Here is a 21674-nt window from a genome sequence, read left to right as displayed (position 1 = left end):
CAGACCCCACAGACCCCCGCCGCGCTCGTCGCGCGGCAGCACCCCCGGGCCGCCCGGCCCACCGTCACGACCACCGAGGACATCATGCGTACCGCCGAGATCCGCCAGCGCTGGCTCGACTTCTTCTCCGCCCGCGGCCACGCGGTCGTGCCGTCGGCCCCGCTCATCTCGCCCGACCCGTCGACGCTGTTCGTGATCGCGGGCATGGTGCCGTTCATCCCGTACATGCTCGGTGAGCAGACCCCGCCGTGGCCGCGCGCCACGAGCGTGCAGAAGTGCGTGCGCACGCTCGACATCGAGGAGGTCGGCAAGACCACCCGCCACGGCACGTTCTTCCAGATGAACGGCAACTTCTCCTTCGGCGACTACTTCAAGGAGGGGGCGATCACCTACGCCTGGGAGCTCGTCACGGGCAGCCAGGCGGACGGCGGGTACGGCTTCGACCCCGACTCGATCTGGGTGACGGTCTTCCACGACGACGACGAGGCGGCTGCGCTGTGGAAGCGCATCGCCGGCCTGCCCGACGAGCGCATCCAGCGCCGTGGCATGAAGGACAACTTCTGGTCCACGGGTGCGCGCGGCCCGGCGGGCCCGTGCTCGGAGATCTACGTCGACCGCGGCCCGCAGTACGGCGCCGAGGGGGGCCCGGTCGTCGACGAGGACCGGTACCTCGAGATCTGGAACCTCGTGTTCATGCAGTACGAGCGGGACAACGGCGGCACCAAGGAGTCGTTCCCGATCCTCGGCGACCTCAAGCAGAAGAACATCGACACGGGCATGGGCCTGGAGCGCGTCGCGTACCTGCTGCAGGGCGTCGACAACCTGTACGAGATCGACCAGGTGCGTCCCGTCATCGACGGCGCGGTGCAGATGTCCGGCCGCCGCTACGGCGCCGACCACGACGACGACGTGCGCATGCGGGTCGTGGCCGACCACGTGCGCTCGGGGCTCATGCTCATGGGCGACGGCGTGACGCCGTCGAACGAGGGCCGCGGCTACGTGCTGCGGCGTCTGCTGCGCCGCTCGATCCGCGCGATGCGCCTGCTCGGCGTCGACGACCCGGCGCTGCCCGTCCTGCTGCCAATGAGCCGCGACGCGATGAAGGACTCCTACCCGGAGCTCGAGCGGGAGTTCGACCGCATCAGCCAGGTCGCGTACGCGGAGGAGGAGGCGTTCCGCCGTACCCTCGCTGCGGGCACGACGATCCTCGACACGGCCGTCGCGAGCGCCAAGGCGAGCACGCCGGCCGCCGCGGGCGCTCGTCCCGTGCTCTCGGGTGCGGACGCGTTCCAGCTGCACGACACGTACGGCTTCCCGATCGACCTCACGCTCGAGATGGCCGAGGAGCACGGCGTCGACGTCGACCGCGAGGCGTTCCGCACGCTCATGGCGGAGCAGCGCGCGCGGGCGCGTGCCGACGCCCTCGCCAAGCGCGCCGGTCACGCGAACCTGGTCGCGTACCAGGACCTGCACCAGACGCTCGCGTCGGAGTCGGCGAAGCCCGTGACGTTCGTCGGCTACACCGACGCGCAGGCGCGCGCGAAGGTCGTCGGGCTGCTCGTCGACGGCGTCCCCGCGCCCGCGGCGACCGCCCCGGCGGACGTCGAGGTCGTGCTCGACGTGACGCCGTTCTACGCCGAGGCCGGCGGTCAGCAGGCCGACACCGGCACGATCGTGCTCGACAACGGTGCGCGCATCGAGGTCGACGACGTGCAGGCTCCGCTCAAGGGCCTGTCGGTGCACCACGGCCGCCTGGTCGACGGCACCGTGACGCTCGGCGAGCCCGGGACCGCGTCGATCGACACCGCGCGCCGCCGGGCGATCGCGCGGGCGCACACCGCCACGCACCTGGTGCACAAGGCGCTGCACGAGTCGCTCGGCGAGACCGCCACGCAGGCGGGCTCGCTCAACGCGCCCAGCCGGCTGCGGTTCGACTTCCGCTCGCCGTCCGCCACGCCCTCCGAGGTCGTCGCGGAGATCGAGGCGCGCGTCAACGAGCGCCTGCAGGACGACCTCGAGGTCACGGACTCGATCAAGCCGATCGACGAGGCGCGCGCGATGGGCGCGATGGCGCTGTTCGGCGAGAAGTACGGCAACGAGGTGCGCGTCGTGTCGATCGGCGGTGACTGGTCGCTCGAGCTCTGCGCGGGTACGCACGTGCGCCGCTCCGGCGAGCTCGGGCTCGTCACGCTGCTCTCGGAGTCGGCGATCGGCTCGGGCGTGCGGCGCGTCGACGCCCTCGTCGGCGCGGGCGCGTACGGCTACCAGGCCAAGGAGCGCGCGCTCGTCGGACAGCTCTCGGGCCTGCTGGGCGCGCGTCCCGACGAGCTCGCCGAGCGCGTCTCGGGCCTCATGACCAAGCTCAAGGAGTCCGAGAAGGAGCTCGCGGCGCTGCGCCAGGCGCAGGTCCTGGCCCTCGCGGGCTCGCTCGCCTCGGGTGCCGAGCAGGTCGGTGTCACGCGCGTCGTCGCGCACGACGCGGGGGAGCAGTCGCCCGACGACCTGCGCACGCTCGTGCTCGACGTGCGGTCGCGGCTCGGCGAGTCCGCGCCGAGCGTCGTCGCGGTCGGCGGTGTCGCCAAGGGTCGCCCGGTCGTCGTCGTCGCGACGAACGCCGCGGCGCGCGAGGCGGGCCTCAAGGCCGGTGCGCTTGTCCGCACGGCGTCGCAGGTCCTCGGCGGCGGTGGCGGTGGCAAGGACGACCTCGCGCAGGGCGGCGGCTCCGACGCCGGCAAGCTGGCCGACGCGCTCGCCGCGGTGCGGACCGCGGTCGCGTCCTGATGGCGCACGCGCCGTCCGGCGCGTCCGACCCGGGGACACCTCGGCCGGACGCGCCGGACGACCACGCCGCGCTCGTGCGCGGCCCGCGGCTCGCGGTCGACGTCGGCACGGTGCGGGTCGGCCTCGCGGCCAGCGACCCGGACGGCACCCTCGCGACGCCCGTCGAGACGCTCGCCCGCGACTCGCGCGACCGTCCGGGACGGCTGCCCAAGGACGTCGCACGGATCGTGCGAGAGGCGCGCGAGCGATGTGCGGGGTGTGTGTACGTCGGTCTGCCCCGGCACCTTTCGGGTGCGGAAAGCGCGTCCTCACACTCCGCGCGCGCGTACGCTGGCACACTGGCGCAGGCCGTCGCACCGATCGAGGTGCGGCTGGTCGATGAGCGGATGAGCACGGTGTCCGCGCATCAGGCGCTGTTTGCGTCCGGCCGATCCGGACGCCGCCACCGCGACGTGGTCGACCAGGCCGCAGCGGTGGTGATCCTGCAGTACGCGTTGGACGCCGAGCGTGCGACGGGACACCGTCCCGGAGAACGGGTCGAGGTGGACCCCTCGCTCGGGCCGGCGGGTCAGGGGGCTGTGGGCGACGCGACGGACGACGGTGGAGCGACGCGGACGTGACGGGCGGCAGCCAGACGCAGTGGTGGACGACGGACGGGGCCACGCCCCGCGTCGCCCCGCCCGCGCCCGACCCCGCAGCGCAGCACCAGGCGCAGCAGCGCTCGGCGCAGCCCGCACCGCCGTCGCGGCGCGATCGGCGCTCCGGGCACGAGCGCCAGGTCCGTGAGCGGCAGGAGGGCCGGCGGCGCACGCTCGTCGTGACGCTGGTGGTGCTCGCCCTGCTCGGTGGTGCCGCGTACGTCGTCGCGTCGCTCCTCGCGAGCGACGAGGAGGCGCCGGCGACCCAGGCCGTCGTGAAGGTGTCCGACTTCCCGGGGCCCGGCCACGGATCGGTGCGGGTCACGATCGAGGCGGACGCCGGCGCGGCCGCGATCGGTGCCGCGCTGGTCGAGGCCGGTGTCGTCGCGGACGCGGACACCTTCGCCGAGGTCTACGCGTCGCAGGCCGCGGGCGAGATCGCACCGGGCACGTACGAGCTGGCGCTCGAGATGAGCTCCGCGGACGCGATCGCCGCGCTGCTCGACCCCGCGAGCAAGGCGTCCCTGACGGTGACCCTCGCCGAGGGCCTCGCGTCGTGGCAGATCCTGGCGAAGCTGTCCGAGAAGACGACGATCCCGCTCGCCGACCTGCAGGCCGCGGCCCAGGACCCCGAGGCGATCGGGCTCCCCGCGCAGGCGGGCGGCAAGGTCGAGGGGTGGCTGGCCGCGGGCACCTACGAGGTCGCGTCCGACGCCGGCGCGGCGCAGGTGCTGGCCCAGCTCGTCGCGCGCACGGTCCAGGACCTGACGGACCGCGGCGTCGACCCGGACGTGTGGCAGTCGGTGCTGACCAAGGCGTCGCTCGTCGAACGGGAGATGACCTCCGACGCGATGCGCCCGACGTTCGCGGCGCTCATCGAGAACCGGCTGGACAAGGAGCGTCCGCTCGAGATCCCGGCGACCGTCTCCTACGGTGCGGGGACGACGTCGCCGCCGACCGACGCGATGCGCGCGGCGACCGACAACCCGTTCAACACCTACGCTCACCTCGGTCTGCCGCCGACGCCGATCGCCACACCCGGTGCGGCCTCGCTCGACGCGGTGCTCGCGCCCGCAGACGGCGACTGGCTGTTCTGGACCATGGTCGACGCGGAGACCGGCGAGACCCTGTTCGCGGTGACGTACGACGAGTTCCAGGAGATGGTCGCGGGCATCGACACCGCAGACGACGAGTGAGACGAGCGAGACGGCCGGCGCGGGGGTGGACCCCGTGGCCTGACCGGCAGACCCGACCGTGCAAGACGGCCGACGATGGGGAGAACCCGACGTGAGCGAGAGTCAGACCGAGTGGTGGGCCCCCGCACGCCCTGATGCCGGTGAGGCACCGCAGGCTCGTTCCACGCGTCGCGACAGCCGCGACCGCCGCAAGGCCGCCCGGGCGCGCAAGGCACGGCGGCGCCGCACGACGTGGGTCGTGCTCCTCGTCCTGGTCCTCGTCGGCGGAGCCGGCTACCTGGTGTGGTCGATGCTCGGCGACATGTTCGACGGCGACGGGAAGATCGCGACCGCGACCGACTACCCGGGGCCGGGCCACGGCTCCGTGGAGATCGTGGTCAACCCGGGCGACTCCGGGCAGGCGATCGGCACGACGCTCAAGGACGCGGGCGTGGTCGCCTCCGTCAGCGCGTTCGTCGACGCGTACGACTCGACACCCGGCGCGACCGGCATCCAGCCCGGCACGTACTCGATGCTCCTCGAGATCCCCGCGGCCGACGCCGTGACGGCGCTGCTCAACCCCGCGACACGCGTCGAGGAGAAGCTGGCCGTCCCCGAAGGCCGGCGTGCCACGCAGATCTACGCCCTGATCGGGGACGCCCTGGGTGTGTCCGCCGAGTCGGTCGAGGCGGCGGCCGAGGACACGGCCGCCATCGGCCTGCCCGAGCAGGCCGGCGGCGAGATCGAGGGGTGGCTGTACCCCGCGACGTACGCGGTCCAGCCCGACGACGACGCGACGAGCGTGCTGAAGACGATGGTGAGCAAGACCGTGCAGGTCCTCACCGACCTCGGCGTGCCCGAGGACCAGTGGCAGACCACGCTCATCAAGGCGTCGCTGGTCGAGCGCGAGGGCAAGCTCGACGACGACCGCCCGAAGATCGCGCGCACCATCGAGAACCGCCTCGATCAGGACTGGCGTCTCGACATCGACGCCGCGGTCGCGTACGGCGCGGGCGTGAACGGCACCGAGCTGACGCAGTCGATGCTCGAGGACACGTCCAACCCGTACAACCTGCGCCGCCACAAGGGGCTGCCGCCCACGCCGATCGCCTCGCCCGGCAAGGCGTCCATCAGCGCCGTCATGAACCCCGCGGACGGCGACTGGATGTACTGGTGCACGGTCAACCTCGAGAGCGGCGAGACGTGGTTCAGCGAGACCGAGGCCGAGCACGGCAAGTGCGTCGCGGCCATGAACGAGTGGCTGGCCGAGAACCCGCAGTGAGCACCACGCACGCCGTCCGACGCCGTGCCGCCGTCCTGGGGCACCCCGTCGCGCACTCGCTGTCGCCCACGCTGCACCGCGCCGCGTACGCCGCGCTCGGGCTCGACGACTGGGCCTACGAGGCGCACGACGTCACCGAGGAGCAGCTCGCGGGCTTCGTGGCGGGCCTGCCCGACGAGTGGGTCGGTCTCAGCCTGACCATGCCGCTCAAGCAGACCGTGATCCCCCTGCTCGACCACGTCGAGCCGCTCGCCCAGGTCGTCGGGGCCGTGAACACCGTCCTGCTGCAGGGCAGCGGGCCGGGGCGCACGCTCGTCGGCGCGAACACCGACGTGCACGGGCTCGTCGCGGCCCTGCGGGAGGGACTCGCCCCGGGCGCGACCGTGCGTGAAGCCGTCGTGCTCGGCGCCGGCGCGACCGCCTCGTCGACGCTCGCCGCACTCGCCGAGCTCGGCTGCACGACGCCGCGCGTGCTCGTCCGGTCGGTCGCGCGCGCCGGCGCCCTGCTGCGCGCCGCGCACCGGATGGGCGTCGAGCCGGTCCTGCGGCCGCTCGACGAGGCGCCCGCCGCGTCGCTCGCCGCGGACGTCGTCGTCTCGACGCTCCCGCCGCGTGCCGCCGACCCGATCGCCGAGCGCCTCGACCGGGCGCCCGCCGGGGTGCTGCTCGACGTCGCGTACGACCCGCGCCCGACCGCGCTGCACGCGCGGTGGGTGGAGCTCGGGGGCGTCGCCGTCGGGGGTGAGCGGATGCTCCTGCACCAGGCCGCCGAGCAGGTGCGTCTGATGACGGGCCGCCCGGGCCCCGTCGAGGCGATGGACGCGGCGCTGCAGGCCGCCCTGGACATCACCCCCGCGGGGTGATGGCAGGCCGTCGGACGTGCGCCGACGATGGCGACCGTGGGGGTCGGACCGGCAGCTGAACCGACAGCTGAGCCGACCGTCGAGCCGACACGGAGGCCACGATGACGACGTTCACGGCGTGGAAGTTCGAGACCGAGGACGGCGCGGCCAAGGCCGTCGTCGCGCTCAAGGCCGCCCAGGGTGACGGCCTGGTGAAGCTCGTCGACCACGCGGTGATCGCCTGGCCGAACGGTGAGCAGCGACCCGAGCTGCACCACTCGCGCGACGAGACCAAGCGTGGCACCGCGTGGGGCGCGTTCTGGGGGCTGCTGTTCGGCGGGCTGTTCTTCGCGCCACTGCTCGGCGCCGCCGTCGGCGCGGGCGCGGGGGCGATCACGAAGTCCGTGGCCGGCGTGGGCATCCCCGAGGAGGACCTGGAGAGCATCCGCGACCAGCTCACCGAGGGGACGTCGCTGCTGTGCGCCGTGACCGAGAACGCGGACATGGACCGGCTCGGCGAGCGGCTCCGCCAGCTCCAGAGCAGCACGCTGGTCGCGACGAACCTCACCGACGCCGAGCGCTCGCTCCTCCTGGAGACGTTCGGCTGACAGCCGACGAGCGGTCGCGGGATGCGGTGCCCCGAGTGGGATTCGAACCCACACTGGATCGGGTTTGAGCCGAACGCCTCTGCCGGTTGGGCTATCGGGGCCAGGCGGTCAGCATATCGGCGTGCGGAGCCGCACCGGACGGCGGTGGCGTGCGTGAACGGGCTCACACGGCGTGCGCGCGGTGCGACGGGACGCGCGGCCATTACGCTGTGTCCGTGACCAAGGACGCCAGCCCCGACCCCGCCCAGGCGAGCCCCGACGCGGTGGACCTGCCCGACACGGGCTCGACCGCCTCGCCGACGAGCGCGCGACCGGCGCGGCGCGCCGTCGTCGCCGAGGACGAGGCGCTCATCCGCATGGACGTCGTCGAGACCCTCCGCGACGGCGGGTTCGACGTCGTCGGCGAGGCGGGCGACGGCGAGCAGGCGATCGCGCTCGCGACCCAGCTCAAGCCCGACGTCGTCGTGATGGACGTGAAGATGCCCGTCCTCGACGGCATCTCCGCGGCCGAGCGGATCGCCAAGGAGCACGTCGCGCCGGTGGTTCTGCTCACGGCGTTCTCGCAGACCGAGCTCGTCGAGCGGGCGCGTGACGCGGGCGCGATGGCGTACGTGGTGAAGCCGTTCAGCCCGGCGGACCTGCTGCCGGCGGTGGAGATCGCGATCTCCCGCTACGCGCAGATCAGCGCGCTCGAGTCGGAGGTCGCGGACCTCGCGGAGCGGTTCGAGACCCGCAAGCGCGTGGACCGGGCCAAGGGCCTGCTCATGACGAAGATGGGCCTCACGGAGCCGGAGTCGTTCCGGTGGATCCAGAAGACGTCGATGGACCGCCGCCTGACCATGCGTGAGGTGGCGGACGCGGTCATCGAGCAGGTCGGCGGGGCGTGACCTCACCTGCTTCACGACGCCCTCGTCGCGACGGCTCCGGCCGGCCGCGACGGGGGCGTCGTCGTCAGGACCGCTCGGGTCCGAGGCGCACGTCGACGACGAGTGCGCGGTGGTCGGACAGCCCGGTGTCGACGCTGCGCGCCGGTCCCAGAGCCGCGACGTCACCCTCGGCAAGCACGTGGTCGATCTGCGCGGTCGGCGCGTGCACGGGGTAGGTGGGCGCGTCGGCGAGCGAACGCAGGCCCGTCGCGGCACGCGCGCTCGCCGGGCCGACGTTGAGGTCGCCCAGGACGACGAGCGGACGCGGGAGGTCCGCGAGCGCGCGTGCGAGGTGGCGTGCCTGCACCACGTTCTGGCCCGCCAGGAACGACAGGTGCGCGCACGCGACGGTGAGCGGGCCGTGCGGCGTGCTGAGCACCGCGACGAGCGCTGCGCGCGGGTGGTCGTGGTGCGGGCGGGGCAGCCGCCCGGCGCGGCGGGTCCAGGTGAGGCCCGGGCGGCGGGGGAGCCGGACCGTGCGCCACTCGAGCACCGGCAGGCGCGACACGAGCGCGACCCCGTACGCCGCGCCCCGCGGCGCTGCGGCGTCGCGCGGCTCGCGCCAGAGCCCGACAGGTCCGCGCAGCGTCACGGCCAGGCGCGCGTCGACCGCTCCCGACGCCTGCGCGGCGACCGCGGTGAGGTCCGCGCGGCCGGAGCGCAGCTGGTGGTGGTCGACCTCCTGCAGCGCCAGCACGTCGGCGTCGAGCTCGCGCACGGCGCGGGCGAACCGTGCGACGTCGACGCGGCGGTCGTCGGCGGTCCGGCCGTGCTGGATGTTGAAGGTCGCGAGGCGCACGCGTCGATTGTCGTCGGCCCGTCACCCGTTCGCGCGCCGTTCGCCGTCTTCGGTGTCGAGATCAGTCGTCTCGCGTCTCGGGCAGGTCCGTTCGAGTGATCCGTTTCATCACGAGTTGGCAACGAAGCGGTGCGCGATCTTGGCGGACACATTCTGGATACAAACCATGGTTACCGTCGCGTCACGTTGTACGGGAACCGGACCCCACCGGCATCCCGGACGCACCCCTCACGGAGAGGTTGGAACGCCCATGGTTCGTTCTCATCACGCGATGAGGGCAGCAGCCCTCGCCGGCGCAGTCGCACTGGCCCTGACCGCCTGCGGGTCGGACGGCTCCTCGGACGACGAGACGCCCGGTGCCGCCGGCACGTCCGCCGCGCCGACCGGCGGTGGCGGCGACGGCGAGCTCGTCATCGGCACGCTGCTGCCGCAGACCGGTTCGCTCGCCTACCTCGGCCCGCCCGAGATCGCCGGCGTGGACCTCGCGGTGAAGGAGATCAACGACAACGGCGGCATCAACGGCAAGGACGTCGTCGTGCACCACGCCGACTCGTCCGACGCCGACCACGGTGACGTCGCGCCCCAGTCGTGGACCGACCTGCAGTCCAAGGGCGTGCAGGCCGTCATCGGCGCCGCGTCCTCGTCGGTCACGCAGCTCGTCGTCGACGACATCACCAACGCCAAGGTCGTCATGATCTCGCCCGCCAACACGGCCACGAGCCTGTCGGGGTACAGCGACTTCTACTTCCGCACCGCGCCGCCGGACACCGTCCAGGGCTCGGCGCTCGGCAACCTCATCCTCGACGACGGCGTGACGAACCTCGGCATCCTCGTCTTCAACGAGGAGTACGGCACGTCGCTGCGCGACGTCGTGAAGTCGACGGTCGAGGCCGCCGGCGCGGTCGTGACCTACGGCAACAAGGACGAGGAGTTCGACCCGACGTCGTCCTCGTTCGCCGACCCGGTCGCGGGCGTCATGACGTCGAACAACGGTGGTGCACCCGAGGCGATCGCGATCATCGCGTTCGAGCAGACCAAGTCGATCGTCCCCGAGCTCGTCGCAGCAGGCTACGAGGGTCGCATCTACATGGTCGACGGCAACACGGCCGACTACTCGAAGGACTTCGAGGCGGGCACGCTCGCCGCGTGGACGTCGCAGGGCACCATCCCCGGCGCGTACCCGAACGACGACTTCAAGGCGCGCATGCTCGAGGTCGACCCCGACCTGACGGACTACGCGTACGGTCCCGAGTCGTACGACGCGGCGATCCTCATCGGTCTCGCGGCCCTCAAGGGCGGCGGCACCGACGGCGCGACGATCCAGCAGAACCTGGCGGCGGTGTCCGGCGCGAACGGCGGCGAGAAGTGCACCGGCTGGAAGGAGTGCGCCGACCTCGTTTCCGCGGGCAAGGACATCGACTACGAGGCCGTCTCGGGTGCGGGTCCGTTCAACGAGGACAACGACCCGTCGTCGGCGTTCATCGGCATCTACGAGTACGGCGACGACAACACGAACACGTGGAAGAAGGCCGTGGAGGGCTCCGTCGAGGGCTGATGCCTCGGTGAGCTGACACGTCGGCCCCGACGGTCGCGGTGACCGTCGGGGCCGACGCGCGTCCGAGTCCGGCTGCGAGGTCCGGCCGCGCAGTCCGGCCGTGCAGTCCGGTCCAGACGTCCGGTCATGTCCGTCGCCGCGCGGACGACACGAGAGGGCTCGACCCCTGGGGGATCGAGCCCTCTCGTCGCTCGTGGGGCGCGGCTCAGCCCGCGGGCTGGTCCTTGTCCTTCGCGGCCGCCTCGACGTCGCTCGCGAGCGTGCCCAGGTAGAGCTCGATGACCTTCGGGTCGTGCATGAGCTCGCGCCCGGGGCCCGAGTAGGCGTTGCGGCCCTGGTCGAGCACGTACGCGCGGTCGCAGATCTGCAGGCATCGACGCGCGTTCTGCTCGACGATGACGATCGACACGCCGGCCTTGTTGATCTTGCGGGTGCGCAGGAACGCCTCGTCCTGGCGGACGGGGGACAGGCCCGCCGAGGGCTCGTCGAGCAGCAGCACGGACGGCTCCATCATGAGCGCGCGGCCCATCGCGACCATCTGCCGCTCGCCGCCCGACAACGAGCCCGCGCGCTGACGGCGACGCTCGCCGAGCGCGGGGAAGATGTCGGTGACGAACTCGAACCGCTCCGCGAACCGCTTGTGGTCCTGGAAGATCCCCATCTGCAGGTTCTCCTCGATCGTGAGCGAGGGGAACACGTTGTTGGTCTGCGGGACGAAGCCGACGCCGCGGCGGACCAGCTTGTCCGCGCGCAGGTTGGTGATCGTGTCGCCGGCGAGCGTGACGCTGCCCTGCCGGATCGGCACGAGCCCGAACAGCGCCTTGAGCAGCGTCGACTTGCCGGCGCCGTTGGGGCCGATGATGCCGACGAGCTCCCCGGGGTGCAGCACCAGGTTGCAGCCGTTGAGGATGTCGACGCCGGGCAGGTAGCCCGCGTACAGGTCGCGCGCGTCGAGCAGCGGCTCGCCGTCGGGAGCGCCGCGGTGGACGTCCGGGGCCGTGGTCTGGGTGGTCACTGCGTCGCCTCCTCGGCCTCGGCCTCTGCCTCGTACTGCTCGACGACGTCGTCCTCGAGCAGCGAGTCGTCGCCCAGGTCGGTGTCGTGGTGCGCACCGAGGTAGGCGTCGACGACGGCCTGGTCCTGCATGATCGTCTCGGGCGGCCCCTCGGCGACGATGCGCCCCTCCGCCATCACGACGACCCAGTCGGAGATGTGGCGCACCATGTGCATGTCGTGCTCGACGAAGAGCACGGTCATGCCCTCGTCGCGCAGCGCCTCGATGTGCCCGAGGAGCGACTGGGTCAGCGCGGGGTTCACGCCGGCCATCGGCTCGTCGAGCATGACCATCGTGGGGCGCGTCATGAGCGCGCGTGCCATCTCCAGCAGCTTGCGCTGCCCGCCCGACAGGCTGCCGGCGAAATCGTCGGCCTTGGTGTCGAGCTTGAAGCGCTCGAGCAGCTCGCGCGCGCGCTCGGTGATCTCGGCCTCCTGCGTCCGCCAGAGCCACGGCAGGAGGGACCCGAGCAGGTTCTCGCCGCGCTGGGCGGTCGCACCGAGGCGCATGTTGTCCATGACGGTCATGCGCGACAGGGCCTTGGTGAGCTGGAACGTGCGCACCATGCCGGCCCCTGCCATGCGCGCCGCCGGCTTGCCGTGGGCCGGGCGGCCCTCGAACGTCCACTCGCCGGCGTCGGCGCGGTCGAACCCCGTCAGGAGGTTGAACAGCGTCGTCTTACCGGCACCGTTCGGGCCGATGAGCGCCGTGATGGCGCCGCGCTGCACCTCGAGGTGCTCGACGTCGACGGCGTTGATGCCGCCGAACGTCCGGCGCACGCCCGAGGCGACGATGATCGGGTCGGGCTTGGATGCGCCCGGCACGCGGGGCACCGCGGCGAGGTCGCGGGCGATGCGCTCGCGCGGGACGACCTGGGGGGCGTCCACGTCGGGCGACCCGGCGTCGGGGGTCGGGGGCGTCTCAGCGGACATCGATCGACAGCTCCTTCTTGTCGCCGAGGATGCCTTGTGGCCGGAAGATCACGAGCAGCATCAGCGTGAGCCCGACGAGCATCCAGGAGAAGGCCTCGGACTGCGTGCTCGAGATGAACGACAGGTCGAGGTCGCGCAGCACGCTCTTGACGAGCATGAACACGGTCCACATGAGCACCGATCCGAGCACGGGTCCGAAGACGGTCGCGGCGCCGCCCAGCAGCAGGATCGTCCAGATGTTGAACGTCATGGTGCGGCCCATCGAGTCGGCCTGCACGGCGGTGGGCAGCGTGTAGAAGATGCCCGCGATCGCGCCGCCGATGCCGCCGAGCACGAGCGCCTGCATCTTGTAGCCGTACACGTTCTTGCCGAGCGCGCGCACCGCGTCCTCGTCCTCGCGCACACCCTTGAGCACGCGGCCCCAGGGCGAGCGCATCCAGCGCCACACGAGCAGGCAGCCGACCGCGACCGCGCTCCACGCGGCGACACGCAGCCACCACGAGCCCGAGGTGCAGTTCGGGTAGGTCCACAGCCAGATCGTCGTGGAGCCGTCCGGGAACGGGCACAACGCCTCGAAGGACTTCTTGAACCCGTCACCTCCCGACAGCCCGGAGTTGCCACCGGTGAGCTCGGTGAGCGAGGTCGAGCGGCTGACGATGCGGACGATCTCCGCGGCGGCGATCGTGACGATCGACAGGTAGTCGCCGCGCAGCTTGAGCGTCGGGATGCCGAGGATGATGCCGAACACGACGGCCGACGCGATCGCGGCGAGCACCGACGCCCAGAACGGCCACCCGGCGATCGCGGTGATCGCGTAGGAGTACGCGCCGAGGAGCACGAAGCCTGCCTGGCCGAAGTTGAGCAGTCCCGTCATGCCGAAGTGCACGTTGAGGCCGATCGCCGCGAGCGCGTAGGCCGCCGTCGCGGGCGCGAACGCCTCGCCGGCGACGTTGGTGAGGATCCGGGTCCAGTCCATGGTGTCCCTCCTGGCCTCAGCCGATCCGGTCCCGGCGGCCCAGGATGCCCTGGGGCCGCACGAGGAGGACGAGGATGAGGATGAGCAGCGCTCCTGCGTACTTCATGTCGGACGGGATGACGAGGCTCGACATCTCGGCGACGACGCCGATGACGATCGACCCGGCGAGCGCACCCCACGCCGTGCCGAGCCCGCCGAGCGTGACGGCCGCGAACATCAGGAGCAGCACGGTGCCGCCCATGTTCCAGGCGGTCGACTGGAAGTACAGGCCGGTGAGCACCCCGCCCAGGGCCGCGAGGCCCGCGGCGCCCGTCCACACGACCCGGATCACGCGCTCGACCCCGATGCCCGACGCGGCGGCGAGCGCCGGGTTGTCGGACACGGCGCGCGTCGCGCGGCCCGTGCGGCTGTAGAGGAGGAACACCGCGACGGCCGCGAGCACGACGACCGCGATCCCCGCCGACACGAGCGCCTGCTGGGTCAGGGAGACCGGCCCGATCGTGACGCGCGTCGGGTTCGTGGTGTCGATGCGCAGGCGCCCGCCCCCGAGCAGGAACTGGAAGAGGTACTGCAGCACCATCGACAGACCGATCGTGACGATCATCTGCTGCGTGAGGCCGATGCGCTTGCGTCGCAGCGGGCGCCAGATCCCCGCGTCCTGCAGCCAGCCCGACGCGGCTCCGACCAGCGTCGCGAGCACGGCCGCGAGCCACAGGTCGAGCCCGACGGTCTGGACGAAGAAGTAGGCGAGGATCGCGCCGAGCGTGACCTGCTCGCCGTGCGCGAAGCTGCTCAGCCCGGTCGTGCCGTAGATGAGCGAGAGACCGACCGACGCGAGCGCCAGGAGCAGCCCGAACACGAGGCCGTTCGCGAACTGCTGCGCGACGCGCTTGCCCGTCACGCCGCCGGTGCTCGAGCCGCCCCCGGAGCTCGGCGCCTCGTCGTCCGGTCCGGACGTCGCTCCCTGCGTGGGTGCGGTCGTCGTGCCGCCGGTCGGCTCGCCGAGCGCGAACAGCGCGCGGGACTGCGAGTTGAGCAGCACCTTGACCGTCCGTGACGTCACGGACGGGTCCCGCAGGCTCTCGCCCTCGGGCAGCGTCGCGGGGTCGATCGTCACCGTGTAGTCCCCGGCGGCGGTGACCGGGACCGACCAGGTGCCGTCGGCCCCCGTCGTCACCTCGACGCTCTCGCCCCCGCCCTCGACGGTGAGGACGACGCCGACCGCCGGCTCGCCGGCGGCCGTCTTGATCGTCCCGAGCACGCACCCGGTCGTCGCGTCAGGGGTGCAGGGCTCCGCGGCGGTCGCGGCTGCCGGTGCCGCGTGCAGGACGACGGCGAGGAGCGCGGCCAGGGCGAGCACGAGCGTGCCTGCCGCGCGCCTGGTGCGCCTCGAGATCGTGTGTCGTGCCGTGCCCGGTGCTCGTCCTGGATGGGCGAGAGCGCTCACCTAGGACCTCCGTCCTGTGCTCGCAACACCGCCCGGGGGGTCAGGCGGTCGTCCTGCGTGGTGCAAGGTGCTGGGTCGTGCTGGTTCCTGCTGGGTCGTGCTGGGTCCTGCTGGTCCGTACGGACACGTGCTCGAGCCGTGCCGGGCGCGAGGCGCGGCCGACGTTAGGCACTGATTGTGTCGATCTCGTTTCGCCTTGCCCAGAGGACGGGCGCGTGTCGCACGATCGGACGCGTGCGGTGCGCGCAGAACGTCCGTCCGGGGTGTGCGGGTGTCGCGCGTGGGCCCGCGGCGAAGTGTCCGGGATCGTCCCGGACGTCGGCTCGGAACGGTCCCGGTGGCCGGTCCGGGGACTAGGCACGGTGGCCCGGTGTGGTCCATGATCGACGTCGGCGCCGTCGTGGGCAGCGGGGCGTGCCGGAGTCCGGATCCCCCTCGTCCGCCGGAGGTGCTCGAAACCGTGCGTCCTGGAGTGCAAGCGCGCGCTGCCCAGCCCGCCGACCTCGACGACCTCGTCCACCTGTGCCTCGAGGCACGCAAGGAGGCGGGGACGGGCGTCCAGCTGTGCACCGACGACACCGAGCGTCTGCGCCGCCAGCTCGGCGCGCTCCTGGGGGTCGACGGCGGGATGGTCCTCGTCGGGACCCTCGACGAGCAGCCCGCGGGTCTCCTCCTGGGGCGTCTCGTCGGCCCGAGCCTGTTCCAGGACGGCACGTCGCTCGCGCTCGAGGCGATCTACGTCGTCGGTACCGCGCGTCGGCGCGGGCTGGGCCACGCGCTGCTCGCGCACGCGGTGTCCCTCGCGGAGCAGAACGGCGCGGCCGAGGTGTACGCGGCGCCGCTGCCCGGTGCACGCGGCATGCAGCGCTTCCTCGCACGGCTCGGGTTCGCCCCCGCGGCGGCGTTCCGGGTGGCCGGGACCGCCGCCCTGCAGCGACGTCTGCAGCACGACGGCGCGACCGTGGTCGCCGCGCGCCGACCGGGTCCGCGCGGGCTCGAGGACCTCATCGCGCGGCGTCGGCAGGCGCGTGCCGCGCGCCAGCCCGCCGAGGCCGAGCAGACCACCTCGCTCGGCCTGCGGATCGACCGGTCTGCCGCGATGCGCCGCCCGACGGCCACGCCCGGCCGCGGCTGGTGACGACGGCTGCCTGACGCGGCCGGTCCCGTGTCAGGCCGCCCCGGGACTCAACGCCCGTCGAGGATCATGCACGTGAGGCGTGCCGTGCACAGCCGGCGGCCGGCCTCGTCGTCGACGACGATCTCGTAGGTCGCGAGCGTCCGTCCCAGGTGCACCGCCTCGGCCGTCCCCGTGACGGTCCCCGACCGCGCGGATCGGTGGTGCGTCGCGTTCAGCTCGATGCCCACGGCGAGGCGACCCGGTCCCGCGTGGGCGACCGCGGCGTACGAGCCGAGCGTCTCGGCGAGCGCGGCGGTCGCGCCGCCGTGCAGGAGGCCGAACGGCTGGGTGTTGCCGGCGACGGGCATGGTCGCCACCGCGCGCTCGGCGCTGACCTCGCGGACGACGATCCCCAGCCGCTCGATGAGCGTGCCCCTCTCGTCGACGAGCGACTCCGGGAGCCCTGATCGGGGGGTCCCGGGGTCGGGGTGTCCGGTGGGCGCGGTCTCGGGCGTGTCGGTCATGGCAGATAGGTTGGCACCCGTGAGCGAGGCACAGCGGGAAGTGGACCAGGACGCGCGCGGCGGGCAGCACGGGGAGCAGGGGCGGGAGCCGGCGCGCCTCCTGCTGATCGACGGCCACTCGATGGCGTACCGGGCGTTCTTCGCGCTGCCGGTGGAGAACTTCGCGACGTCGTCGGGCCAGCCGACGAACGCGGTGTTCGGCTTCACGTCGATGCTCGCCAACCTGCTGCGCGACGAGCAGCCCACGCACGTCGCGGTGGCGTTCGACCTCGGGCGCACGACGTTCCGCACGGAGCAGTACGAGGCGTACAAGGGCACGCGCGACGCGACCCCGGAGCCGTTCCGCGGCCAGGTGGACGTCATCCGGCGCGTGCTGGAGCCGCTGCACATCCCGGTCATCACGAAGGAGCGGTTCGAGGCGGACGACGTGCTCGCGACGCTCGCGACGCAGGCGACCGCGCAGGGCATGCAGGTGCTCATCTGCACCGGCGACCGGGACGCGTTCCAGCTCGTGCGCGACGACGTCACGGTGCTCTACCCGGTGCGCGGTGTCTCCGAGCTCGCGCGCATGACGCCCGAGGCGGTCACGGCCAAGTACGGCGTCCCGCCCGAGCGCTACAGCGACCTCGCGGCTCTCGTCGGCGAGACCTCCGACAACCTGCCGGGCGTCCCCGGCGTCGGACCCAAGACCGCCGCCAAGTGGCTCACGCAGTACGACGGTCTCGAGGGGGTCGTCGCCGCGGCGGACAGGATCACCGGCAAGGCGGGGGAGTCGCTGCGGGCGAACCTCGCGCAGGTCCAGCTCAACCGGCAGCTCAACCAGCTCGTCACGGACCTCGAGCTGCCCCTGGGGCCCGAGGACCTCGAGGCGCGGGCGTGGGACCGCCAGGCGTTGCACACGATCCTCGACGAGCTCGAGTTCCGCACGCTGCGTGACCGCCTCTTCGCGATGCTCCCCGACGAGTCGAGCACGTCGGCGGTCGCCGTCGCGGCGGCGGCGCTCGAGCTCGCCGAGCTCGAGGACGGCGCCCTCGGGGGCTGGCTCGCGGAGCGCTCGGGGACCGTGCTCGGCCTCGACGTGCGCGGGTCGGGCTCGCCCGCGGGCGGCGACGCGTGGGGTGTCGCGGTCGCGGACGCCGACGGTCGCGCCGCCGTGGTGGACCTCGCCGAGGTGGGGCCCGCCGACGAGCAGGCGCTCGCCGGCTGGCTCTCCGACGAGTCGCGCGGCAAGGTCGTGCACGGTGCCAAGGTCGCGGCGCACGCGCTGCGCGGTCGCGGGCTGACGCTCGCCGGCGTGCGGTCGGACACCGAGCTCGCCGCGTACCTGTGCCAGCCCGACCGGCGCGCGTACGACCTGCCGGACCTCGCGATCGGGTACCTGCACCGTGAGCTCGGCGAGGACGAGGCCGCTGCGGGCGGCCAGGGTGCGCTCGACCTCGAGCTCGACGGCACGGGGGAGGACCGTCGGGCCGCGGTCCGCGCGGCGGCGGTCCGGGACCTCGCCGACGTGCTCGCCTCCGAGGTGGACGACCGCGGGGCGGCGCACCTGCTGCGCGACGTGGAGCTGCCGCTGCAGGCCGTGCTGGTGCGCATGGAGGGTGCCGGCATCGCGGTCGACGCGGACTGGCTGCACCACCTCGAGCGCGAGTTCGACGGCGAGGTCACGCGCGCCGCGCAGGAGGCGTACGCGGTGATCGGGCGCGAGGTGAACCTGGGGTCGCCCAAGCAGCTCCAGGAGGTGCTGTTCGACCAGCTCCAGATGCCGAAGACGAAGCGCATCAAGACGGGCTACACGACGGACGCCGCGGCGCTGACGGACCTGTTCGCGCGCACGCAGCACCCCTTCCTCGAGCACCTGCTCGCGCACCGTGACGCGATCCGCCTGCGGCAGACGGTGGAGGGCCTGCAGCGGTCGGTGGCGCCCGACGGCCGGATCCACACGACGTTCCAGCAGACGATCGCCGCGACGGGGCGTCTGTCGTCGACGGACCCGAACCTGCAGAACATCCCGATCCGCACCGAGGCGGGCCGGCAGATCCGGCGGGCGTTCGTGGTCGGCGCGGGGTACGAGACGCTGCTGACGGCGGACTACTCGCAGATCGAGATGCGGATCATGGCGCACCTGTCGGGCGACGAGGGTCTCATCGAGGCGTTCCGCTCGGGCGAGGACCTGCACAGCTACGTCGGGTCGCGCGTGTTCGGCGTGCCGACCGACGCGGTGACGGCCGCGCAGCGCTCGAAGATCAAGGCCATGTCCTACGGGTTGGCGTACGGGCTCTCGTCGTACGGCCTGTCGCAGCAGCTCTCGATCGAGGTGTCCGAGGCCGCCGAGCTCATGAAGGACTACTTCGCGCGCTTCGGCGGCGTGCGCGAGTACCTCACGGGCGTCGTCGACCAGGCGCGTGCGACGGGGTACACCGCGACGATCCTCGACCGCCGGCGCTACCTGCCGGACCTCACGAGCGACAACCGGCAGCGCCGGGAGGCGGCCGAGCGCATGGCGCTCAACGCGCCGATCCAGGGCAGCGCGGCCGACCTCATCAAGCTGGCGATGCTCGGGGTGGATGCCGAGCTGCGCCGCCGAGGCCTGGCCTCGCGGATGCTCCTGCAGGTCCACGACGAGCTCGTCGTCGAGGTTGCCCCGGGCGAGCGGGACGAGGTCGAGGCGCTCGTCCGTGAGCAGATGGCGGCGGCCGACGCGTCGCTGCCCGACGGTCGGCTCGATGTCCCCCTCGACGTGAGCGTCGGCGTCGGAGCGAGCTGGCACGAGGCGGGTCACTGACCTCGACGGCAGGTCGCTCGGCCCATCGGTGGTGGGACGACTGTTTCGGTCGCCGTGTGTTTCTTTTCGGTGAAATGTCGGGTGTGTCTCTCGGCCCGACGGCGTGTCGTGGGTCACACTCGTGGCCGGCGGCAACGGTGCCGTTCGCCCGTTCGGGAGGAGACGCGTGTGTCAGAGATGATCGACGAACCACCGCAGACCCCGTACCAGGTGGTGCAGGACAGTCCTGACTTCCAGGCGTTGCGCAGCCGGTTCCGGCGCTTCGTCTTCCCCATGACCGCCCTGTTCCTGGTGTGGTACTTCGTCTACGTCCTGCTCGCGAACTACGCGCACGACTTCATGGCCACCAAGGTGTGGGGGAACATCACCGTCGGCCTGCTGTTCGGCCTCGGGCAGTTCGTCTCCACGTTCGCGATCACGATGATCTACGCGCGGTGGGCGAACGACCGGCAGGACCCGGTCGCCGAGGACCTGCGCGCGAAGATCGAGGACGGCGAGCTCGGGTCGGGTGAGCACGCATGAGCGGGCTCCAGGGGGCGGCGGTCCTCGCCGCCGAGTCCGAGACCGTCGGCGAGCCGATCGTCAACATCGGGATCTTCGCGCTGTTCGTCCTGGTGACGCTCGTCATCGTGTTCCGGGCGTCGCGCAACAACAAGACGGCGGCGGACTACTACGCCGCGGGACGCTCGTTCACCGGCCCGCAGAACGGGACCGCGATCGCGGGCGACTATCTCTCGGCCGCGTCCTTCCTGGGCATCTGCGGCGCGATCGCGCTCAACGGGTACGACGGCTTCCTGTACTCGATCGGCTTCCTGGTCGCGTGGCTCGTCGCACTCCTGCTCGTCGCCGAGCTGCTGCGCAACACGGGCCGGTTCACCATGGCGGACGTCCTGTCCTTCCGGCTCAAGCAGCGGCCGGTGCGGATGGCGGCGGCGCTGTCGACGCTCGCGGTCGTGTTCTTCTACCTGCTGGCCCAGATGGCCGGCGCGGGCGGGCTCGTCGCGCTGCTGCTCGGCATCGAGGGCGTGGCGGCGCAGGGCGTCGTCATCGCGGTCGTCGGCGCGCTCATGATCCTGTACGTGCTCGTCGGCGGCATGAAGGGCACCACCTGGGTGCAGATCATCAAGGCCGTCCTGCTCATCCTGGGCGCCGGCGTCATGACGCTGTGGGTGCTCGCGAAGTTCGGGTTCAGCCTGTCCGAGGTCATGCAGGGCGCGGTCGACGCCGCGGGCGAGGGCGGCGAGGCGCTGCTCGGCCCCGGCAAGCAGTACGGCGCGAGCGCCACCAGCCAGCTCAACTTCCTGTCGCTGGCCCTGGCGCTCGTCCTCGGCACCGCGGGCCTTCCGCACGTCCTCATGCGCTTCTACACGGTGCCGTCCGCCAAGGAGGCGCGGCGCTCGGTGGTGTGGGCGATCTGGCTGATCGGCATCTTCTACCTGTTCACGCTGGTGCTCGGCTACGGCGCGGGTGCGCTCGTCGGACCGGAGACGATCAAGGCCGCACCGGGCGGCGTGAACTCCGCGGCGCCGCTGCTCGCGTTCGAGCTGGGCGGGACGGTCCTGCTCGGCGTGATCTCGGCCGTCGCGTTCGCGACGATCCTGGCGGTCGTCGCGGGTCTGACGATCACCGCCGCGACGTCGTTCGCGCACGACATCTACGCGAACGTCATCAAGCGCGGCCAGGTGCGTCCCGACGGCGAGGTGCGCGTCGCGCGGATCACCGTCGTCGCGATCGGGATCCTGGCGATCATCGGCGGCATCTTCGCCAACGGGCAGAACGTCGCGTTCCTCGTCGCGCTCGCGTTCGCCGTCGCGGCGAGCGCGAACCTCCCGACGATCCTGTACTCGCTGTTCTGGAAGCGGTTCAACACGTCGGGCGCCTTGTGGAGCATGTACGGCGGTCTGATCTCGTGCGTCGTGCTCATCACGTTCTCGCCGGTGGTCTCCGGCAAGGTCGACCCCGTCACGGGCGAGAGCCTGTCGATGATCAAGGACACCTCGATCGACTTCCACCTGATCCCGCTGGAGAACCCGGGCCTGATCTCGATCCCGCTCGCGTTCCTCCTCGGCATCGTCGGGACGTACCTGTCGAAGGAGAAGCCGCACCCGGAGAAGTTCGCGGAGATGGAGGTGCGCTCGCTCACCGGTGCCGGCGCCGAGAAGGCCACCGTCCACTGACCCGGCACGTCACCGCGACGGGCGGTCCCGCGTCCGGGGCCGCCCGTCGTCGTGCCACC

At 72.4% G+C, this 21674-nt stretch carries 18 protein-coding genes and 1 tRNA gene; 12 read left to right on the top strand and 7 right to left on the bottom strand.

The window, feature by feature from the left end; translation table 11 throughout:
* Positions 1-84 precede the first annotated feature (84 nt).
* From alaS to F1D97_RS12090, 6 genes are all read left to right on the top strand, one after another.
* Positions 85-2781, top strand: a complete 2697-nt coding sequence (gene alaS, locus F1D97_RS12115; RefSeq protein ID WP_236120750.1) for an alanine--tRNA ligase — start codon at positions 85-87, stop codon at positions 2779-2781.
* Positions 2781-3401, top strand: coding sequence for a Holliday junction resolvase RuvX (gene ruvX / locus F1D97_RS12110; protein WP_236120749.1), 621 nt, complete (start codon positions 2781-2783; stop codon positions 3399-3401). The genes alaS and ruvX overlap by 1 nt, the downstream gene beginning before the upstream one ends.
* Positions 3398-4615 (top strand): endolytic transglycosylase MltG, encoded by a 1218-nt coding sequence (gene mltG, locus F1D97_RS12105; RefSeq protein ID WP_236120748.1) that lies wholly within the window; start codon positions 3398-3400, stop codon positions 4613-4615. The genes ruvX and mltG (F1D97_RS12105) overlap by 4 nt, the downstream gene beginning before the upstream one ends.
* A 91-nt stretch (positions 4616-4706) precedes the next feature.
* Positions 4707-5876 carry an endolytic transglycosylase MltG gene (gene mltG / locus F1D97_RS12100; protein ID WP_236120747.1) on the top strand — a complete coding sequence of 390 codons (1170 nt, stop codon included), beginning with the start codon at positions 4707-4709 and terminating at the stop codon, positions 5874-5876.
* Positions 5873-6739 carry a shikimate dehydrogenase gene (locus tag F1D97_RS12095; RefSeq protein ID WP_236120746.1) on the top strand — a complete coding sequence of 289 codons (867 nt, stop codon included), beginning with the start codon at positions 5873-5875 and terminating at the stop codon, positions 6737-6739. The genes mltG (F1D97_RS12100) and F1D97_RS12095 overlap by 4 nt, the downstream gene beginning before the upstream one ends.
* Before the next feature lie 101 nt (positions 6740-6840).
* Complete coding sequence (locus F1D97_RS12090) at positions 6841-7326, top strand: DUF1269 domain-containing protein (protein ID WP_236120745.1); 486 nt, start codon at positions 6841-6843, stop codon at positions 7324-7326.
* Positions 7327-7353: 27 nt separating this feature from the next.
* Here the strand turns inward: F1D97_RS12090 and F1D97_RS12085 are convergent.
* A tRNA-Leu gene (locus tag F1D97_RS12085) sits at positions 7354-7427 on the bottom strand.
* 162 nt (positions 7428-7589) lie between these two features.
* Here F1D97_RS12085 and F1D97_RS12080 point away from each other — a divergent pair.
* Positions 7590-8213, top strand: a complete 624-nt coding sequence (locus F1D97_RS12080) for an ANTAR domain-containing response regulator (protein ID WP_396022598.1) — start codon at positions 7590-7592, stop codon at positions 8211-8213.
* Between the two features lie 64 nt (positions 8214-8277).
* On the opposite strand, the gene F1D97_RS12075 is transcribed toward F1D97_RS12080, so the two are convergent.
* Complete coding sequence (locus F1D97_RS12075; RefSeq protein ID WP_236120743.1) at positions 8278-9051, bottom strand: endonuclease/exonuclease/phosphatase family protein; 774 nt, start codon at positions 9049-9051, stop codon at positions 8278-8280.
* 250 nt (positions 9052-9301) lie between these two features.
* Here F1D97_RS12075 and F1D97_RS12070 point away from each other — a divergent pair, with 250 nt between their 5' ends.
* A complete protein-coding gene (locus F1D97_RS12070) occupies positions 9302-10606 on the top strand; it encodes an ABC transporter substrate-binding protein (RefSeq protein WP_236120742.1) in 1305 nt (434 codons plus the stop codon).
* Positions 10607-10811: 205 nt separating this feature from the next.
* Here the strand turns inward: F1D97_RS12070 and F1D97_RS12065 are convergent, their stop codons facing one another.
* From F1D97_RS12065 to F1D97_RS12050, 4 genes are read right to left on the bottom strand one after another with little or no spacing between them, the layout of a single operon-like run.
* Positions 10812-11564 (bottom strand): ABC transporter ATP-binding protein, encoded by a 753-nt coding sequence (locus F1D97_RS12065; RefSeq protein ID WP_396022597.1) that lies wholly within the window; start codon positions 11562-11564, stop codon positions 10812-10814.
* 53 nt (positions 11565-11617) lie between these two features.
* Positions 11618-12592, bottom strand: coding sequence for an ABC transporter ATP-binding protein (locus F1D97_RS12060; RefSeq protein WP_236120740.1), 975 nt, complete (start codon positions 12590-12592; stop codon positions 11618-11620).
* On the bottom strand, positions 12582-13568 hold the full coding sequence (locus tag F1D97_RS12055; protein ID WP_236120739.1) for a branched-chain amino acid ABC transporter permease: 987 nt from the start codon (positions 13566-13568) through the stop codon (positions 12582-12584). Before F1D97_RS12055 ends, F1D97_RS12060 begins: the two co-directional genes overlap by 11 nt.
* A 16-nt stretch (positions 13569-13584) precedes the next feature.
* Complete coding sequence (locus F1D97_RS12050; protein ID WP_236120738.1) at positions 13585-14928, bottom strand: branched-chain amino acid ABC transporter permease; 1344 nt, start codon at positions 14926-14928, stop codon at positions 13585-13587.
* Positions 14929-15475: 547 nt separating this feature from the next.
* On the opposite strand from F1D97_RS12050, the gene F1D97_RS12045 reads away from it, so the two are divergent.
* Positions 15476-16153 (top strand): GNAT family N-acetyltransferase, encoded by a 678-nt coding sequence (locus F1D97_RS12045; protein WP_236120737.1) that lies wholly within the window; start codon positions 15476-15478, stop codon positions 16151-16153.
* A gap of 47 nt (positions 16154-16200) precedes the next feature.
* Here F1D97_RS12045 and F1D97_RS12040 read toward each other — a convergent pair whose 3' ends face one another.
* Positions 16201-16656 (bottom strand): hotdog fold thioesterase, encoded by a 456-nt coding sequence (locus F1D97_RS12040; protein WP_236120736.1) that lies wholly within the window; start codon positions 16654-16656, stop codon positions 16201-16203.
* A 121-nt stretch (positions 16657-16777) separates the two neighbouring features.
* Here F1D97_RS12040 and polA point away from each other — a divergent pair, with 121 nt between their 5' ends.
* From polA to F1D97_RS12025, 3 genes are all read left to right on the top strand, one after another.
* Entirely contained in the window at positions 16778-19438 is a 2661-nt protein-coding gene (polA, locus tag F1D97_RS12035; protein WP_236123593.1) for a DNA polymerase I, read from the top strand.
* Between the two features lie 177 nt (positions 19439-19615).
* Positions 19616-19960, top strand: a complete 345-nt coding sequence (locus F1D97_RS12030; RefSeq protein WP_396022596.1) for a DUF485 domain-containing protein — start codon at positions 19616-19618, stop codon at positions 19958-19960.
* The gene (locus F1D97_RS12025; protein WP_236120734.1) at positions 19957-21615 is read left to right on the top strand and encodes a solute symporter family protein; all 1659 of its coding nucleotides are present in this window, start codon (positions 19957-19959) and stop codon (positions 21613-21615) included. The genes F1D97_RS12030 and F1D97_RS12025 overlap by 4 nt, the downstream gene beginning before the upstream one ends.
* The last annotated feature ends 59 nt before the right edge of the window (positions 21616-21674 follow it).

This window comes from Cellulomonas palmilytica, from assembly GCF_021590045.1.
In the GTDB taxonomy this organism is placed as follows: Bacteria; Actinomycetota; Actinomycetes; order Actinomycetales; family Cellulomonadaceae; genus Cellulomonas; species Cellulomonas palmilytica.
The sequence above is the reverse complement of the archived record's forward strand: the minus strand, read 5'-3'. Positions and strand labels throughout refer to the sequence as shown.

Excerpts from the sequence above, each read along its gene's own strand:
- alaS (WP_236120750.1), top strand. The coding sequence starts at position 85 with ATGCGTACCGCCGAGATCCGCCAGCGCTGGCTCGACTTCTTCTCCGCC.
- ruvX (WP_236120749.1), top strand. The coding sequence starts at position 2,781 with ATGGCGCACGCGCCGTCCGGCGCGTCCGACCCGGGGACACCTCGGCCG.
- F1D97_RS12090 (WP_236120745.1), top strand. The coding sequence starts at position 6,841 with ATGACGACGTTCACGGCGTGGAAGTTCGAGACCGAGGACGGCGCGGCC.
- F1D97_RS12070 (WP_236120742.1), top strand. The coding sequence starts at position 9,302 with ATGGTTCGTTCTCATCACGCGATGAGGGCAGCAGCCCTCGCCGGCGCA.
- F1D97_RS12060 (WP_236120740.1), bottom strand. The coding sequence starts at position 12,592 with ATGTCCGCTGAGACGCCCCCGACCCCCGACGCCGGGTCGCCCGACGTG.
- F1D97_RS12055 (WP_236120739.1), bottom strand. The coding sequence starts at position 13,568 with ATGGACTGGACCCGGATCCTCACCAACGTCGCCGGCGAGGCGTTCGCG.
- F1D97_RS12040 (WP_236120736.1), bottom strand. The coding sequence starts at position 16,656 with ATGACCGACACGCCCGAGACCGCGCCCACCGGACACCCCGACCCCGGG.
- polA (WP_236123593.1), top strand. The coding sequence starts at position 16,778 with ATGGCGTACCGGGCGTTCTTCGCGCTGCCGGTGGAGAACTTCGCGACG.
- F1D97_RS12030 (WP_396022596.1), top strand. The coding sequence starts at position 19,616 with ATGATCGACGAACCACCGCAGACCCCGTACCAGGTGGTGCAGGACAGT.
- F1D97_RS12025 (WP_236120734.1), top strand. The coding sequence starts at position 19,957 with ATGAGCGGGCTCCAGGGGGCGGCGGTCCTCGCCGCCGAGTCCGAGACC.